This is a genomic window from Amnibacterium sp., from assembly GCF_025463795.1.
In the GTDB taxonomy this organism is placed as follows: domain Bacteria; phylum Actinomycetota; class Actinomycetes; order Actinomycetales; family Microbacteriaceae; genus Amnibacterium.
On sequence record NZ_JAODBE010000077.1, the window covers coordinates 1 to 15,154 of the forward strand.

The following is a 15,154-nucleotide window of genomic DNA, read 5'->3' on the forward strand; positions in this document are numbered from 1 at the left end:
CAGTGTTACGGCGGCCATAGCGAGAGGGAAACGCCCGGTCACATTCCGAACCCGGAAGCTAAGACTCTCAGCGCCGATGGTACTGCGAGGGAGACCTCGTGGGAGAGTAGGACACCGCCGGACTTCACCATCGAAAGGCCCCCAGGAGCACCACTCCCGGGGGCCTTTCCCATTCCCACCCAGCGTTCACGGGCGGATTCGCTCCGGCGGTCTTCGCCGTTCGCGGCTTCGAGGTCACGTGGCCAGGGCGACGTGTCCGCGTCGGCCTGCGGGGCTCGAAGTGCCGTGGCTGCTGTCGGTGCTGCGGAGGACGCTGACCGCATGGCGACGCTCACTGTGGAGATCGAGGTACGCGGGCCCTGGTCGCTCGCCACCAGCAGGGCGTTCTGGGAAGGCTTCGCCCCGACCGCGCTGCCGCCCGGAGACGGCGATGCGCTGTCGACGGTCTTCCTGGTGGAGGAGGACTGGTCGCGAGCCGGCGGAGAGGTGCGGCAGGACGGCAGCGTGGCGTCGGTCACCGTCTCCGGCGACGGGGACCTCCGTGCGGCTGCGGCTCAGGTCGCCCGATTCCTGTCGCTCGACGTCGATGCCGCGGGCTGGCCGGAGGTCGGCCGACGCGACCCGGTGATCGCCGAGGTGCAGCGGGCGCTGCCCGGTCTGCGGCCGTGCGGGTTCCACTCCCCGTACGAGGCCGCCGTCTGGTCCGTGCTGTCCCAGCGCATCCGCGTGACGCAGGCGGCCAGGCTGCGGGCGCAGCTGGCGGACCGGCACGGCGAGGGAGGGGCGCTGCCCCCACCCGCGGTGCTCCGGGCGCTCGACCTCGAGCTGCCGGGCCGGAAGGGCGAGTACCTGCAGGCGGTGGCTGACGCGGCTCTGGAGGGGGTGCTCGACGGCGCCGCATTGCGCGCGGTCCCGCCCGAGGAGGCGATCGCGCGCGTGCAGCAGGTGAAGGGCCTCGGCCCGTTCGCGGCCGAGCTCGTCGTGGTGCGCGGAGCCAACGCTCCCGACGCGGTACCCCACCACGAGGCCCGCCTTGACGACGAGGTCCGCTCGCGGTACGGCGACCGTGCCACGGTGGAGTCGGCGTCGGAGGCGTGGCGACCGTTCCGCAGCTGGGCCGCAGTTCACCTCCGGGCCGCGCGCGAGGCTCGCCTGCACGAGTTCGGCTGACGGGTCGACGTGCTCAGCTCAGCGGGGCTGCGCCGGGTTGGTCGGGTCGCCGTGCGAAGGAGGGTTGATCGTCGGGCCGGCGGTGGCGGGGGTGACGGAGGAACCCGTCTGCGAGCTGGTGACCTCGGGCATGGCCTGCTGGACGGCACCGCTCGGCGTCGCTCCCTGCTCCAGGGCGGTGATGCGGTGGCGCAGCACCTCGACGACGGGGAGCCGCGACCCGTGCGCCTCCTCGTACGCCAGCAGCTGCTGCACCTCTCCCGCGTCGAGCGCGGAGATGCGGGACGGCAGCGTGCCGAGGGGGATGTGGTCGTAGTCGGGCAGGGGCAGTGCGGCGCGATCGGGTGCGGTGCTCATGGTCGAGTCCTCCTTCATCCGGAGACGCGACCGTAGGCGGTGCCGCTGGGCGGCCGGGGAGCGTTCGCCGGAAGGACGGTGGGCGATCGCCGAAGCGGTCAGCCGCGCCCGTCGAGCCGGTCGAGGATGAAGATCGGGACGGGCAGCGCCGCGGAGATCAGCACCACGCCGGCGATGAAGAACGGGATCATCAGGCGGTTGTCGATCCCGAAGGAGAACCCGATCGGGAAGCAGGCGATACCGACCACCAGCAGGACGATTCCGAGTACGGCGCCGAGAATGTGTTCCACCCCCTCATCTTCGCAGGATCGGCTGCCAGCGCACTGCCGTTCAGGGCATCGGCGACGCGTCGCCGGCGGCGGGCGGTCGCCGCGCGAGCACGGCCAGGGCGATCCCGCCGACCAGGAGTCCCCAGAAGGCGCTGCCGACACCCGCGACGGCGATCCCGGAGCCGACGATCAGGAAGGTGACGGCTGCGGGCACACGGGTGTCCGGCCGCTCCAAGGCCGACGACACCGCTCCGACGAACGCTCCGAGCAGCGCGAGCCCGGCGGCGGCCTCGACCAGCGCAGGAGGCGCCTCACCCACGATGCCGGCGACGAGTCCGGCCGTGCCGGCGAGCAGCAGGTAGGTACAGCCCGAGGCGACCCCCGACAGCCAGCGGCGCGAGCGGTCCTCGCCCGCGTCGTGCCCGACCATGATCGCGCCCGTGATGGCCGCGAGGTTCACGCCGACCCCGCCGAAGGGGGCGACGACGGCGCTGGCGAGCCCAGAGACGACCAGGGCGGGGCGGGTCGGCGGCACGTAGCCGTTCGCCCGGAGCACGGCGAAGCCCGGCAGGTGCTGACCCGCCATCGTCACGAGGTACAGGGGCACGCCCAGCGCCACGACGCCCACCGGGTCGAGCGCGGGCGGGGCGAGCATCGGGAGGGGAGGAACGGCCGCCCCGGCCGTGCCCTGCAGGACGGTGACGACGAGCGCGGTGACGATCACGACGGGGCCGGCCGCCCGCGGCGCGAAGCGCGAGAGCAGCAGCCAGCCCGCGACCAGCGGAAGGACCAGCAGGGGCAGCCGCACCGCCTCCGTCACCGGCGCGAGGCAGAAGGGCAGCAGCACCCCGGCCAGCAGCGCCCCGGTCAGCGCCGGCGGGATGCGGTCGACGAACCGCGCCAGCGCGGGAACGGCGCCGGTGCCGGCGGTCAGGACGCCGGCGAGCAGGAATGCGCCGACCGCGGTGCCGAAGGAGCCGCCCTCCCGGTGGGCGGCGACGAGCAGTGCCGCCCCGGGGGTCGACCACGCGAAGCACACGGGGATCCGCAGCCGCCATGACAGCACGATCGAGAGCACGCCCTGCGCCACGCAGAGGGCGACCAGTCCGGATGCGGCCTGCTCGGCCGTCGCCCCTGCGGCGGTGAGCCCCGCGAGCAGCACGGCGACGGAGCCGAAGAACCCGGTGACGGTGCCGACCACCCCGGCCAGCAGCGGCTGCAGGGTCGAGGCGCGGCGCCCGGCCGTCACCGTCCGGCGAGCCGGAGCGCGGCGGCCGCCATCTCGGCGGTCGCGTCGTCGTCCGTCATCCACAGCGGCACAGCCCGCGCCGGGATGCCCGTCGCCGCGAGTCCGTCGACCGCGGCGGCGTCGGCCTCGTCGACGAGCCAGCCGTCGAGCAGACCGCCCTCCGTGCGGGCGCCGTAGTGCCGGGCGACGGCGGCGGCGTCCGTCGCCACGCCGATCGCAGTCAGGCATGCGTCGGCCATGCCGCGCACGACGGCGCCGCCGATCACCGGGGAGAGCCCGACGACCGGGGCGCCGGTGTCGCGCAGCGCCTCCCGGATCCCGGGGATGCCGAGGATCGTGCCGATGGAGACCACCGGGTTCGAGGGAGCGAGCAGCACGGCGTCCGCCGCAAGGATCGCCTCCCGTACCCCCGGCGCCGCTGTCGCGGTCTCGACGCCGTGCTGGCGGAATGCGAGCGCGGGCAGCGCGGCCCGGGTGCGGACCCACCACTCCTCGAAGTGCAGCTCGCCCTCGGCCGTCACGACGTACGTCTCCACCTCGTCGTCCGTCGCGGGCAGCAGGCGCACGTCGAGCGGCCACCGCGCGGTCAACCGATCAACGGCGGCGGAGAGGGGCAGTCCTTCCCGCAGCAGTGCCGAGCGGGCGATGTGCGTGCCGAGGTCGAGGTCGCCGAGGGTGAACCACGGCCAGCCGACGCCGTAGGCGGTGAGCTCGGCGCTGACCCGCTCGGACTCCCCGGCTCGGCCCCACCCGCGCTCGTCGTCGTTCACGCCGGCGAGCGCGTACATCAGGGAGTCGAGGTCCGGGGTCACCCGCAGCCCGGCGAGCCACAGGTCGTCACCGGTGTTCACGACGACGGTGATCGCGGGGGAGCCGGCAGGGTCGCGTCGGCCGAGGGCGCGCAGGCCGCGGACGAACTTCGCTCCGCCCACGCCTCCCGCCAGGACGACGATGCGGTCGGGGTCCACACGCCAACCCTATTGAGCCGCGCGTCCGAGGCGCGCCGCGGGGCTGCGGCTCCAACCGGTCCGCCGGGCCGGCCTTCCAGAGGAAACCGACCGGAAACCGTGGCAAAAAAGAGAGCCAAGCGGCAGGCTCGCTGCTGTGAGCACGATCAGAGCCGCCATCACCCAGACGACGTGGACCGGGGACAAGGCCTCGATGCTCGACAAGCACGAGGGGTTCGCTCGGGCAGCGGCCGCGGAGGGTGTGCAGGTCGTCTGCTTCCAGGAGCTCTTCTACGGGCCCTACTTCGGCATCACCGAGGACGCGAAGTACTACGACTACGCGGAACCCGCCGACGGTCCTGTCGTCACCCGCTTCGCGGCGCTCGCGAAGGAGCTGGGCCTCGTGCTGATCCTTCCCATCTACGAGGAGGCGCAGACCGGCGTCTACTACAACACGGCGGTCGTGGTCGACGCGGACGGATCGGTGCTCGGCACCTACCGCAAGAACCACATCCCCAACCTCGACAGCTTCTGGGAGAAGTTCTACTTCCGCCCCGGCAACCTCGGCTATCCGGTGTTCTCCACCGCCGTCGGCACCATCGGTGTCTACATCTGCTACGACCGGCACTTCCCGGAGGGCTGGCGCGAGCTGGCGCTGAACGGCGCCCAGATCGTGTTCAACCCGAACGCCACGAAGCCCGGGCTCTCCAACCGGCTCTGGGACCTCGAGCAGGCGGCCGCCGCCGCGGCGAACGGCTACTTCGTCGCCGCGCCGAACCGGGTGGGCCGTGAGGACGACGAGTTCGGCGACAAGGCCGTCACCTTCTACGGCACCAGCCAGTTCGTCGATCCGCGGGGGGAGTTCGTGGGGGAGCGGGGCAGCACCGAGCGGGAGGACGTGGTGATCCGTGACCTCGACCTCGAGCTGATCCGCGAGGTGCGCAACTCGTGGCAGTTCTTCCGCGACCGCCGCCCCGACACGTATACGGCGATCCCCGCTCCCTGACCGGAACGCCGACCGGAGGATCGATGACCAGGACCCTGATCAAGAACGGCACGGTCGTGAACGCGACCGGGTCCTCCCCGGCGGATGTGCTGATCGACGGTGGGACGATCGCCGCCGTGCTGGCACCGGGTTCCACGGTGCTCGGCTTCGACGTGGCGGCGAACGTCGACACCGTGATCGATGCGGCAGGCAAGTACGTGATCCCGGGTGGCGTGGACGCCCACACCCACATGGAGATGCCCTTCGGCGGCACGTCCGCCTCGGACACGTTCGAGACCGGCACCCGCGCCGCGGCATGGGGCGGCACGACGACCATCGTGGACTTCGTCGTGCAGTACCCGCATCAGCACGTCCTCGACCAGTACGCCGCGTGGCACGAGAAGGCAGCGGGCAACTGCGCGATCGACTACGGCTTCCACCAGATCCTGTCCGACATCCAGCCGGCCTCCCTCACGGCGATGGACGAGCTGATCCGGGAGGGGGTCACGAGCTTCAAGCTCTTCATGGCCTACAAGGGCGTCTTCCTGTCGGACGACGGGCAGATCCTCCGCGCCTTCCAGAAGGGCGCGAGCAACGGCGCGCTGATGATGATGCACGCGGAGAACGGCAGCGTCATCGACGTCCTCGTCGAGCAGGCCGTGGCAGCCGGCGACACCGCGCCGCTGTACCACGGGCTCACCCGCCCGTGGCAGACCGAGGAGGAGGCGACGCACCGGGCGATCATGATCGCCGACCTCACGGGCGCCCCCCTCTACGTCGTGCACGTCTCGGCGAAGCAGGCCGTCGAGCAGATCGCCGCGGCGCGCGACCGCGGCAGCAACGTGTTCGGGGAGACCTGCCCGCAGTACCTCTACCTGTCCCTCGAGGAGCAGCTCGGCGCACCCGGGTTCGAGGGGGCGAAATGGGTGTGCTCCACACCCCTCAGGAGCCGCGAGGAGGGCCACCAGGACGCGATGTGGCGGGCCTTGCGCACCAACGACCTGCAGATGGTGTCGACGGACCACTGCCCGTTCTGCATGAAGGGCCAGAAGGACCTCGGCGTGGGCGACTTCTCGAAGATCCCGAACGGGATCGGATCGGTCGAGCACAGGATGGACCTTCTGTACCAGGGTGTCGTCGAGAAGCGGATCTCCCTCGAGCGCTGGGTCGAGGTGACGTCCACGACTCCGGCCCGGATGTTCGGGATGTACGGGCGGAAGGGCGTGCTGCAGCCGGGCGCGGACGGCGACGTCGTCGTCTACGACCCGAAGGGCCGCACGAGCATCGGGATCGGGAAGACCCACCACATGAACATGGACTACTCCGCGTGGGAGGGGCGGGAGATCGACGGCCACGTGGACACGGTGGTCTCCCGCGGGAAGGTGATCGTCGACCGCGGCCGGTACCTCGGGACGAAGGGCGACGGGGAATACGTCCCGCGCGGCCTGACTCAGTACCTGGTCTGACCGCGATGGACTTCGGCGTCGTCCTGCAGGCGAACCCGCCCGCCTCACGGACCGTGCACCTGGCCCGGCTGGCGGAGCAGTACGGCTTCAGCCATGTGTGGACCTTCGATTCGCACCTGCTCTGGCAGGAGCCGTACGTGATCCACTCGGCGATCCTCAACGAGACGAAGCGGGTGAAGGTCGGCCCGTTCGTGACGAACCCGAGCACCAGGGACTGGACCGTCACGGCGAGCGTGTTCGCGACACTGAACGAGATGTACGGCAACCGGACCGTGTGCGGGATCGGCCGCGGCGACTCCGCGGTCCGGGTGACGAACGGCGCGCCGGCGAGCCTGCGCACGCTGCGCGAGGCCATCCACGTCATCCGTGAGCTCGGCAACTCCCGCTCGGTCGAGTACCGGGGCGCGACGCTCCGCTTCCCCTGGAGCGTCGGCTCCGAGCTCGAGATCTGGGTCGCTGCGTACGGTCCGCTCGCCCTGAAGCTCGCCGGCGAGGTCGCCGACGGCGTCATCCTGCAGCTCGCCGACGTCGACGTCGCCGAGTGGATGATCGCGACGGTGCGGGCCGCTGCTGCCGCCGCGGGCAGGGACCCCGGCGACATCACGGTCTGCGTCGCCGCTCCCGCGTACGTCACGGACGGCAGCGACGTCGCCCTCGCGCACGCCCGCGAGCAGACCAGGTGGTTCGGCGGCATGGTGGGCAACCACGTCGCCGACATCGTGGCCAAGTACGGCACGGACTCGGTGGTGCCGAAGGCGCTCACCGACTACATCTCCGCCCGCGAGTCGTACGACTACAACGAGCACGGCCGTGCCGGGAACACGCACACCGCGTTCGTGCCGGACGACATCGTCGACCGCTTCTGCGTGCTCGGCACGGCCGGCGAGCACATCGCGAAGCTGCAGCGGCTGAAGGCCCTCGGTGTGGACCAGTTCGCCCTCTACCTGCAGCACGACGACAAGGAGGAGACCCTCCGCCGCTACGGCGAGACGGTCATCCCGGCGCTGGCCGTTCCGCTCCTCGCCACCTCCTGACCGCAGGGAACCCGCCCGCGACGCCGATCGGCCACACTGAGACGGCCGAGACCTGGAGGAATCATGACGCTGCTCGAGTCCGATGCCGGATCCGCGACCACCCTCGAGCTCGACAAGCACGTCTTCCACTCCTGGAGCGCCCAGGGCGGACTCGCCCCGTTCGTGATCGCTGCTGCGCACGGCTGCGAGGTCGAGGACGAGGAGGGCCGGCGCTACCTCGACTTCTCGAGCCAGCTCGTCAACACGAACATCGGCCACACGCACCCGAAGGTCGTCGCCGCGATCCAGGAGCAGGCTGCGCTGCTGCCCACGGTCGCGCCGGCGCACGCCAACCGCATCCGTGGCCTCGCCGCCGGGCGGATCCTCGAGGTCGCGGGGGAGCCCTTCTCCGCGGTGTTCTTCACGAACGGCGGCGCCGACGCGAACGAGAACGCGATCCGGCTCGCCCGGCTCACGACGGGCCGCGACAAGGTGCTCTCGGCGTACCGCTCCTACCACGGCAACACCGGCGCGGCCATCGCCGCGACCGGCGACTGGCGACGCGTGCCGAACGAGTACGCGCGCGGGCACGTGCACTTCTTCGGCCCCTACCCGTACCGCAGCGAGTACTGGTCCACCTCGCCCGAGCAGGAGACCGAGCGCGCCCTGCGCGCCCTCGAGCGGATCGTCCAGGCCGAGGGCTCCGCGACGATCGCGGCGATCCTCGTCGAGACGGTGCCGGGCACGGCCGGGGTGCTGCTGCCGCCGCCCGGCTGGCTCGCCGGGCTGCGCGCGCTCGCGGACCGGTACGGGATCGTCCTGATCTTCGACGAGGTGATGGCGGGTTTCGGCCGCACGGGCGACTGGTTCGCCTTCCAGAACCCCGAACTGAACCCGGGCGGGATCGTGCCCGACCTCATCACATTCGCGAAGGGGGTGAACTCGGGCTACGTGCCGGCGGGCGGCGTGATCATCCCGCCGGCGATCGCCGCCGAGTTCGACACGCGCGTCTTCCCCGGCGGGCTCACCTACAGCGGGCACCCGCTCGCCATGGCGTCGATCGTCGCCTCGATCGACGCGATGCGCGACGAGGGCATCGTCGAGCACGCCGCGCACATCGGCGCGGACGCGATCGGACCGGCGCTCCGCGACCTCGCGACCCGGCACGAGGTCATCGGGGAGGTGCGCGGGCTCGGCGTCTTCTGGGCGCTCGAGCTCGTCGCGGACCCCGCCACGCGCGAGCCGCTGCCGGCCGCCGACATGGCCGCGATCAAGAAGGGCCTGCTGGCCGCCGGCCTGCTGCCGTTCGTGCAGGACAACCGCATCCATGTGGTGCCGCCCTGCATCGTCACCGAGGCCGAGGTGCGGCGCGGCGTCGCGATCCTCGACGCCGTCCTGCCCTAGCGCGGAGGCGGCCGCTCGGCGTCGCGCCGTTCCGGAGAATCCGCTCGCCACGCCGTCGTTTCGAGCCCGCAACCGGCATGTCGCGCGAGAACTCCGGATCCGCGCGATGCGGAGGCCGCGTGGAGGGGATGCGCAGGAGGGTGGCCGGATCGCGGGTAGGATTTCGGGCCGTGATCGCCCGCAACCCCTACGTGCAGAACGTGCGCGATCTCGTCCGCAACCCGGGCGAGATGCGCGAACGGCACCTCGACTTCCCCGCTCCCGAGCATCTCGGCGAGGGACTCGTCGCGGTCGCCGGAGGCACGCCGATGGGCATCGACGTGAAGCTCGAGTCCCTCCACGAGGGCGTCCTGGCCTCCGGAACGGTGCGCACACGGGCCGACGGCGAATGCGCGCGATGCCTCGCGCCGGTGTCGCTGCCGGTGGAAGTCGAGTTCGCCGAGCTTTTCGCGTATCCTTCCGAGGAACCGTTCGACCACTCGCTCCAGGGCGACACGCTCGACCTCGAGCCGGTGGTGCGGGACGCGGTGGTGCTGGCACTGCCCTTCCAGCCCGAATGCGTCGACGGTTGCGAGGACCTCGACCTCGGCCCCGGCATCAACCTGATCACGGTGGATGCACCGAAGCCTGTGGACGCCCGCTGGGCGGCCCTGAAGGACTTCCCGGCCGCGGCAAGCGACAGAGAAGAGAGATAGCCATGGCGGTTCCGAAGCGCCGCAAGTCCCGTGCGAACACCCACGCGCGCCGCTCGCAGTGGAAGGCCGACGCGCCCACGCTCGTCAAGACGATCGAGAACGGCAAGGTCGTGTACTCCCTGCCCCACCGCGCCCGCGTGGTCGAGGGATCGGACGGTGTGCCGCTGTACCTCGAGTACAAGGGCCGTCGCGTCGCCGACGCCTGACGTGCCGGGCGCGGACGCGCCCGCACCACCCTTGCTCGACGTGCTCGGGGTCGACATCGATCCCGAACTGCTCGAGTTGGCGCTCACCCACCGGTCGTACGCGTACGAGCACGGTGTGAAGGACAACGAGCGTCTCGAGTTCCTCGGTGACAGCGTGCTCGGCCGCGCCGTCACGGTGCTCCTGTACGAGCGCTACCCCGACGAGCCCGAGGGCGCGCTCGCGAAGCGCCGGTCCGGCGTCGTGTCGACCGTCGCGCTCGCACGCATCGCCCGCGCGATCGGCCTCGGCCCGCACATCCGGCTCGGTCGCGGCGAGGTCCGCACCGGTGGCGAGGCGAAGGCGTCGATCCTCGCCGACACCGTCGAGGCCCTGATCGGCGCGGCGTTCCTGTCGGTCGGCAGCGAGGCGGCCGAGGCGTTCGTGCTCCGGCTCGTCGCGCCGCTGCTCGACGACCCCGACCGCGCGGGCGCCGGCACGGACCCGAAGACGGCCCTGCAGGAGGTCGCCGCGCGCCGTGGCGCCGGCGTGCCGGTCTACACGGTCGCGGGCACCGGGCCCGAGCACGCCCGCGTCTTCACGGCGACGGTCGCGGTCGGCGACCTCGCTGCCGCCTCCGGCGAGGGCACGAGCAAGAAGCAGGCGGAGACCGCCGCGGCCTGGGCCGCCTACCAGCTGCTCGTGAAGGGCTCGGACGCGGCCCGTGCCTGAGCTGCCCGAGGTCGAGGTCGTCCGCGCCGGCCTCGAGCCCGTCGTCGCCGGCGCCCGCATCGCGGGCGTCGAGGTGGTCGAGCCGCGATCGTTGAAGCGCCATCCCCAGGGCGTCGCCGACTTCGAGGAGCGCCTGACAGGGCGCCGCATCCGGGCAGCGGTGCGTCGCGGGAAGTTCCTCTGGCTCCCGCTCGACGACGGGCCCCGCGAAGCGGTGCTGGCCCACCTCGGGATGAGCGGGCAGCTGCTCCTGCGCACCGAGGACGCCGGGACGGACCGGCAGCTCCGCGTGCGGCTCGTGCTCGAGAGCCCCGCCTTCGGGCCGATCACCGTCGCGTTCGTCGACCAGCGGATCTTCGGGTCGCTCGCGATCGATCCGCTCGTGCCCACCGCGGACGGAGCGCCGGGCGGATTCGGGGATCCGGCGGCTCTCGTGCCGGCGCAGGTCGCCCACATCGCCCGCGACCCCCTCGACCCCGTGTTCGACGACCTCGACTTCGTGCGCCGCCTGCGGGCCAGGCGCACGGGTGTCAAGCGCGCGCTGCTCGACCAGACCCTCGTGTCGGGCATCGGGAACATCTACGCCGACGAGGCGCTGTGGGCGGCGCGCCTGCACTACGACGCCCCGACGGCGCGCCTGTCGAGCAGAGCGGCGCTCACGCTGCTCGCGGAGCTGCGGCTCGTGCTCGAGCGGGCGCTCGCCGACGGTGGCACGAGCTTCGACGCGCAGTACGTGAATGTCAACGGCGCCTCCGGCTACTTCTCCCAGCGGCTGCACGTCTACGGCAGGGCGGGCAGGCCGTGCACGCGCTGCGGCACGCCCATCGTGCGCGAGCCGTTCATGAACCGGTCGAGCCACCGCTGCCCGACGTGCCAGCGCCCGCCCCGTGCTCGTGCCGGCAGGGGAGCGCCCGCGGCCTGACCTCCGAGATGCTTGCACTCGCACAACGGGCGTTCAGCCGAGCCGGGTGATGCTCGCAGGGGGCGGATCTAGCGTCCCGATCGGAACGGACCGGTCGTGCGGGGCGACTCCCTGCGGCCGGCGAGGCACACAGCGCCGGGAGGACCAGCATGGCGACGACGGTCAGCGATTTCCTGATCCAGCGGATCAAGGACTGGGGTGTGTCCCGGGTGTTCGCGTTCCCGGGCGACGGCATCGGCGAGCTCGACGGCGCGCTCGGCAAGGCCGACCGCAAGGGCGAGGGCCTCGAGTACATCCGCCCCACGCACGAGGAGATCTGCGCCCTGATGGCCGTGGCCCACGCCAAGTTCACGGGTGAGGTCGGCGTCTGCATGGCGACCTCGAGCCCCGGCGGGTTCCACCTGATCAACGGCCTCTACGACGCGAAGATGGACAACCAGCCCGTCGTCGCGATCGTGGGCCAGCAGGGCCTCGACGCCCTCGGCACGTCCACCCAGCAGGAGAGCAACCTCGAGCGCACCTTCGCGGACGTCGCCGCCTACGTGCAGACGATCGTGTCGCCCGCCCAGGCGCAGGCGGTCATCGACACCGCCTTCCGCACGGCGATCGCACGGCGCCAGCCCTGCGTGATCGTGCTCCCGCACGACGTGCAGGCGATGAAGGCCACCGAGCCGACGGCCTCGCACTGGATGTCGAGATCGAGCGACGCTCCGGCCGAGATCGGCATCACCCCGCCGGAGAGCGAGGTGCGCCGCGCCGCCGAGATCATCAACGCCGGGTCGAAGGTCACGTTCCTCGTCGGTGCCGGCGCCCGCGGCGCGACCGACGAGGTGATCGAGGCCGCGACGATCGCCGGGGCAGGCATCATCACGGCGCTCCGCGGCAAGGACGTCGTGCCCGCCGACGTGCCGTTCCACACGCAGCAGGTCGGCCTGCTCGGATCCCTGCCGAGCCTGCACCAGATGAACGACTGCGACACCCTCGTGATGCTCGGCACCAACTACCCCTACGGCGAGTTCCTCCCGAAGACGGGCCAGGCCCGGGCGGTCCAGGTCGACATCCGGCCCGAGCAGCTCGGGGTGCGCTACCCGACCGAGGTGAACCTCTGGGGCGACGTGAAGGCGACGCTCGCGGCGCTGATCCCGATGCTCGAGGCGAAGGCCGACCGCGTGTGGCAGGAGCGGATCGAGGAGGAGTGGCGCGGCTGGGAGCGCGAGATGAAGGACCAGGCGCTGCAGTCGTTCCCGGACGGCGGCAACCCGCGCCGGATCTTCCACGAGCTCAACGCGCGCCTGCCCGAGAACGCGATCATCACCTGCGACGCCGGCACGACCGCCGACTGGTACGGGCACCACATCCGCCTGCGGCGCGGCATGAAGGGCGACCTCTCCGGCCGCCTGGCCACGATGCTCGCGGCGATGCCCTACGCCACCGCCGCGAAGTTCGCCTTCTCGGAGCGCACCGTCATCTGCACCATCGGCGACGGCGCCTTCCAGATGCTCGGGATGAACGAGCTGATCACGGTGAAGAAGTACATGAAGCAGTGGACGAACCCGCAGTTCATCGTGATCGTGATGCACAACGACGACCTCGCGCAGGTGTCCTGGGAGATGCGCACCGAGGACGGCAACCCGGTGTGGCGCGGCTCGCAGGACGTCGAGAGCGTCGACTACGCGGGCTGGGCGGAGCTGCTCGGGTTCAAGGGGATCCGGCTGAAGGACGACGACTTCGCCGCCGCCGCGGTCGAGGAGGCGCTCGCGCATCGCGGCGTCACGGTCATCGACGACTACGTGACGCGCAACGCGCCGCCGCTTCCGCCGAAGATCACCCCGGAGTACCGCAACAACATGATCAAGGCGATGCTCAAGGGCGACCCGCTCGAGGTCCCCGCGCTGGTCGATTCCGCGGAGGCGCTGGCCCACGAGGGCCTCGCCCGCGTGAAGGGCGCGCTCCACCTCGGCCGCGGGGCCGACCGGAACGCCTGACCCGCTCGGCCGTGCCCGCTAGAGCCGGGGGAGTCGCGGCTCCCCGTGGTCACGGTTCTCCTCGGCGATGTTGCCGTGGTCGGGAGCGACGTGCGCGAGGATCGCCTCCCACTCCGTCGCCAGCACGAGGGGGCCGGACCGGGGGGCGAGGTGGAGCTTCGCGGTCGGTACGTGCTCCTGCCACCAGGCCGCGTCGTCCTCGTCGGCGAACCCGTCGCGGGCGCCGTAGAAGAGGGCGGTGTCGGCGCGGATCGCGCCGAGGTCGCGGCTCCACGAGGCGTCGGCCATGAGGTAGCGGTCGGCCTCGATGCCGGCCTTGCCGCTGCGGTAGGCCTCGCCGATCATCCGCTCGAGCCGGTTGCGCAGGCCGAGTCGGGAGCCGAGCGCCGGATCCGCCGGGTCGATGTGGAGCGCCTCGAGGGACTGCGGGGCGATGAGTGCGCGTCGGGCCGCCTTCCGCACGTCGCGCTCACCCGGCGCGGAGACGATCGCGAGCCGGTCGATGCGCTCGGGGTGCCGTTCCGCGAGCGCCGCGGCGACGGCCGCGCCCGTGCCCCAGCCGATCAGGCCGACCTGCGTGTAGTCCGCCTTCGAGATCCGGTCGGCGGTCCGCATCGTGTCGGTGATGAACGCGGCCATGTCGTCGACGAGCTCCGTCATCGAGGCCTGGGTCGGGTCGTCGAGCGGATCCGAGGCGCCGTAGCCGGGGCGGTCGAGCCCCACGAGGTGCAGGCCCCAGCGCCCGGTGACGATCGGATCCGGGTCGAACGCGGCGCACCCCGGTGTCGGATGGCAGAGGATGACGAGCCGGTCGGCGATCGGGTCGCCGCCGGTGGAGAGGCCCATCATGCGGCCCGAGGCCCCGCGGATGCGCGTGCCGGCCATGTCAGCGGTTCCGCTCGTCGTCCACGTCGCAAGCCTTCCACGCGAAGGCCCCCGCCACCTGGGGAAATGGCTCACGATCCGGGCCGGTCACGCCGACGGCAGCTCCACCGTGAAGCGGGCTCCCGGCGGCGTGGTCGCGTGGCCCGCGACGATCCGGCCCCCCATGCGCCCGGCGAGGCGCGTCGCGATCGAGAGCCCGAGCCCCGTGCCGACCTCGCGGGTCTCCCGGTACCGCTCACGGAGCAGCCCGCGGGTGAAGGCGTCGTCGAGGTCGTCGTCCGACAGGCCGGGGCCGCTGTCCTCGACGGCGACCCACGCGGTGCCGTCCGCGCGGTCGCCGGTGAGGACCACGCGGCCACCGGCGGGGGTGGCGCGGAGCGCGTTCTCGACGAGGCCGTCGAGCACCTGCCGCACCCGGCGCGGGTCGCCCAGAGCCGGGAGCGGTCCCGGGGCCGCGTGGACCTCGAGACGCACGCCGAGGGCGTCCGCGCGGGCGGTCCACGCCTCGACCGTGCTCGACGCGAGCCGCGCGAGGTCGATCGGGCCGGGCTGCAGCGAGAAGTCATCCGCCTCGAGCCGCGCGAGCTCGAGCAGGTCGGCGGTGAACCGCTCGAGGCGAGTGGTCTCTGCGACGAGGATCCCGCCCACCTCCGCGGCCCGCTCGGGCGGCACGAGCCCGTCGGACAGCGCCTCGCCGTACCCCCGGATCGCGGTCAGGGGTGTCCGGAGCTCGTGGGAGATCGAGAGCAGGAACTCGCGCTGCCGGCCCTCGCTCGTCGAGAGGGCGGTGTCCAGGGCGCGCAGCGCGTCGGCGACGTCGGCGACCTCGGCCGGGGAGGCCGTGGGGACCGCGACGCCGCGCTCGCCGTCGGCGAGCCGCCGGGCCGCCGCC

The 15,154-nt window shown here is 72.2% G+C and carries 16 protein-coding genes and 1 rRNA gene; 11 read left to right on the forward strand and 6 right to left on the reverse strand.

Annotated elements, in window-relative coordinates; all coding sequences use genetic code 11:
* Window positions 1–6: 6 nt before the first annotated feature.
* Together rrf and JWQ92_RS07660 are read left to right on the forward strand one after the other, a co-directional pair.
* Window positions 7–123, forward strand: a 5S ribosomal RNA gene (gene rrf / locus JWQ92_RS07655).
* A gap of 198 nt (window positions 124–321) precedes the next feature.
* On the forward strand, window positions 322–1,170 hold the full coding sequence (locus tag JWQ92_RS07660) for a hypothetical protein (protein ID WP_297343871.1): 849 nt from the start codon (window positions 322–324) through the stop codon (window positions 1,168–1,170).
* 18 nt (window positions 1,171–1,188) lie between these two features.
* On the opposite strand, the gene JWQ92_RS07665 is transcribed toward JWQ92_RS07660, so the two are convergent.
* The 4 genes from JWQ92_RS07665 to cofD all read right to left on the reverse strand — a co-directional run bounded on the left by JWQ92_RS07665 (window position 1,189) and on the right by cofD (window position 4,013).
* Window positions 1,189–1,527 (reverse strand): hypothetical protein, encoded by a 339-nt coding sequence (locus tag JWQ92_RS07665; protein ID WP_297343872.1) that lies wholly within the window; start codon window positions 1,525–1,527, stop codon window positions 1,189–1,191.
* A 98-nt stretch (window positions 1,528–1,625) separates the two neighbouring features.
* A complete protein-coding gene (locus tag JWQ92_RS07670; protein WP_297343873.1) occupies window positions 1,626–1,817 on the reverse strand; it encodes a hypothetical protein in 192 nt (63 codons plus the stop codon).
* A 40-nt stretch (window positions 1,818–1,857) separates the two neighbouring features.
* Window positions 1,858–3,045, reverse strand: coding sequence for a benzoate/H(+) symporter BenE family transporter (locus JWQ92_RS07675; RefSeq protein WP_297343874.1), 1,188 nt, complete (start codon window positions 3,043–3,045; stop codon window positions 1,858–1,860).
* A complete protein-coding gene (gene cofD, locus JWQ92_RS07680; RefSeq protein ID WP_297343875.1) occupies window positions 3,042–4,013 on the reverse strand; it encodes a 2-phospho-L-lactate transferase in 972 nt (323 codons plus the stop codon). The genes JWQ92_RS07675 and cofD overlap by 4 nt, the downstream gene beginning before the upstream one ends.
* Window positions 4,014–4,149: 136 nt before the next feature.
* On the opposite strand from cofD, the gene JWQ92_RS07685 reads away from it, so the two are divergent.
* The 9 genes from JWQ92_RS07685 to JWQ92_RS07725 all read left to right on the forward strand — a co-directional run bounded on the left by JWQ92_RS07685 (window position 4,150) and on the right by JWQ92_RS07725 (window position 13,377).
* Window positions 4,150–4,998, forward strand: a complete 849-nt coding sequence (locus JWQ92_RS07685; protein WP_297343876.1) for a nitrilase-related carbon-nitrogen hydrolase — start codon at window positions 4,150–4,152, stop codon at window positions 4,996–4,998.
* 23 nt (window positions 4,999–5,021) lie between these two features.
* Window positions 5,022–6,443, forward strand: a complete 1,422-nt coding sequence (hydA, locus tag JWQ92_RS07690; RefSeq protein WP_297343877.1) for a dihydropyrimidinase — start codon at window positions 5,022–5,024, stop codon at window positions 6,441–6,443.
* Window positions 6,444–6,448: 5 nt separating this feature from the next.
* The gene (locus JWQ92_RS07695; protein WP_297343878.1) at window positions 6,449–7,477 is read left to right on the forward strand and encodes a TIGR03842 family LLM class F420-dependent oxidoreductase; all 1,029 of its coding nucleotides are present in this window, start codon (window positions 6,449–6,451) and stop codon (window positions 7,475–7,477) included.
* Between the two features lie 63 nt (window positions 7,478–7,540).
* Window positions 7,541–8,860, forward strand: a complete 1,320-nt coding sequence (locus JWQ92_RS07700) for an aspartate aminotransferase family protein (protein ID WP_297343879.1) — start codon at window positions 7,541–7,543, stop codon at window positions 8,858–8,860.
* A 170-nt stretch (window positions 8,861–9,030) separates the two neighbouring features.
* Complete coding sequence (locus tag JWQ92_RS07705; protein WP_297343880.1) at window positions 9,031–9,555, forward strand: DUF177 domain-containing protein; 525 nt, start codon at window positions 9,031–9,033, stop codon at window positions 9,553–9,555.
* A gap of 2 nt (window positions 9,556–9,557) precedes the next feature.
* The gene (gene rpmF, locus JWQ92_RS07710) at window positions 9,558–9,761 is read left to right on the forward strand and encodes a 50S ribosomal protein L32 (RefSeq protein ID WP_297343881.1); all 204 of its coding nucleotides are present in this window, start codon (window positions 9,558–9,560) and stop codon (window positions 9,759–9,761) included.
* Window positions 9,762–9,792: 31 nt separating this feature from the next.
* Window positions 9,793–10,470 carry a ribonuclease III gene (gene rnc / locus JWQ92_RS07715; RefSeq protein ID WP_297343886.1) on the forward strand — a complete coding sequence of 226 codons (678 nt, stop codon included), beginning with the start codon at window positions 9,793–9,795 and terminating at the stop codon, window positions 10,468–10,470.
* Window positions 10,463–11,392, forward strand: coding sequence for a bifunctional DNA-formamidopyrimidine glycosylase/DNA-(apurinic or apyrimidinic site) lyase (gene mutM / locus JWQ92_RS07720; protein ID WP_297343882.1), 930 nt, complete (start codon window positions 10,463–10,465; stop codon window positions 11,390–11,392). Before rnc ends, mutM begins: the two co-directional genes overlap by 8 nt.
* Window positions 11,393–11,541: 149 nt before the next feature.
* Window positions 11,542–13,377 (forward strand): thiamine pyrophosphate-requiring protein, encoded by a 1,836-nt coding sequence (locus JWQ92_RS07725; RefSeq protein WP_297343883.1) that lies wholly within the window; start codon window positions 11,542–11,544, stop codon window positions 13,375–13,377.
* Window positions 13,378–13,395: 18 nt separating this feature from the next.
* Here the strand turns inward: JWQ92_RS07725 and JWQ92_RS07730 are convergent, their stop codons facing one another.
* Together JWQ92_RS07730 and JWQ92_RS07735 are read right to left on the reverse strand one after the other, a co-directional pair.
* Window positions 13,396–14,262 (reverse strand): alpha/beta hydrolase, encoded by an 867-nt coding sequence (locus JWQ92_RS07730; protein WP_297343884.1) that lies wholly within the window; start codon window positions 14,260–14,262, stop codon window positions 13,396–13,398.
* 87 nt (window positions 14,263–14,349) lie between these two features.
* Window positions 14,350–15,154, reverse strand: an 805-nt coding sequence (locus tag JWQ92_RS07735; RefSeq protein ID WP_297343885.1) for a cell wall metabolism sensor histidine kinase WalK, incomplete at its 5' end; no start/stop codon positions are given.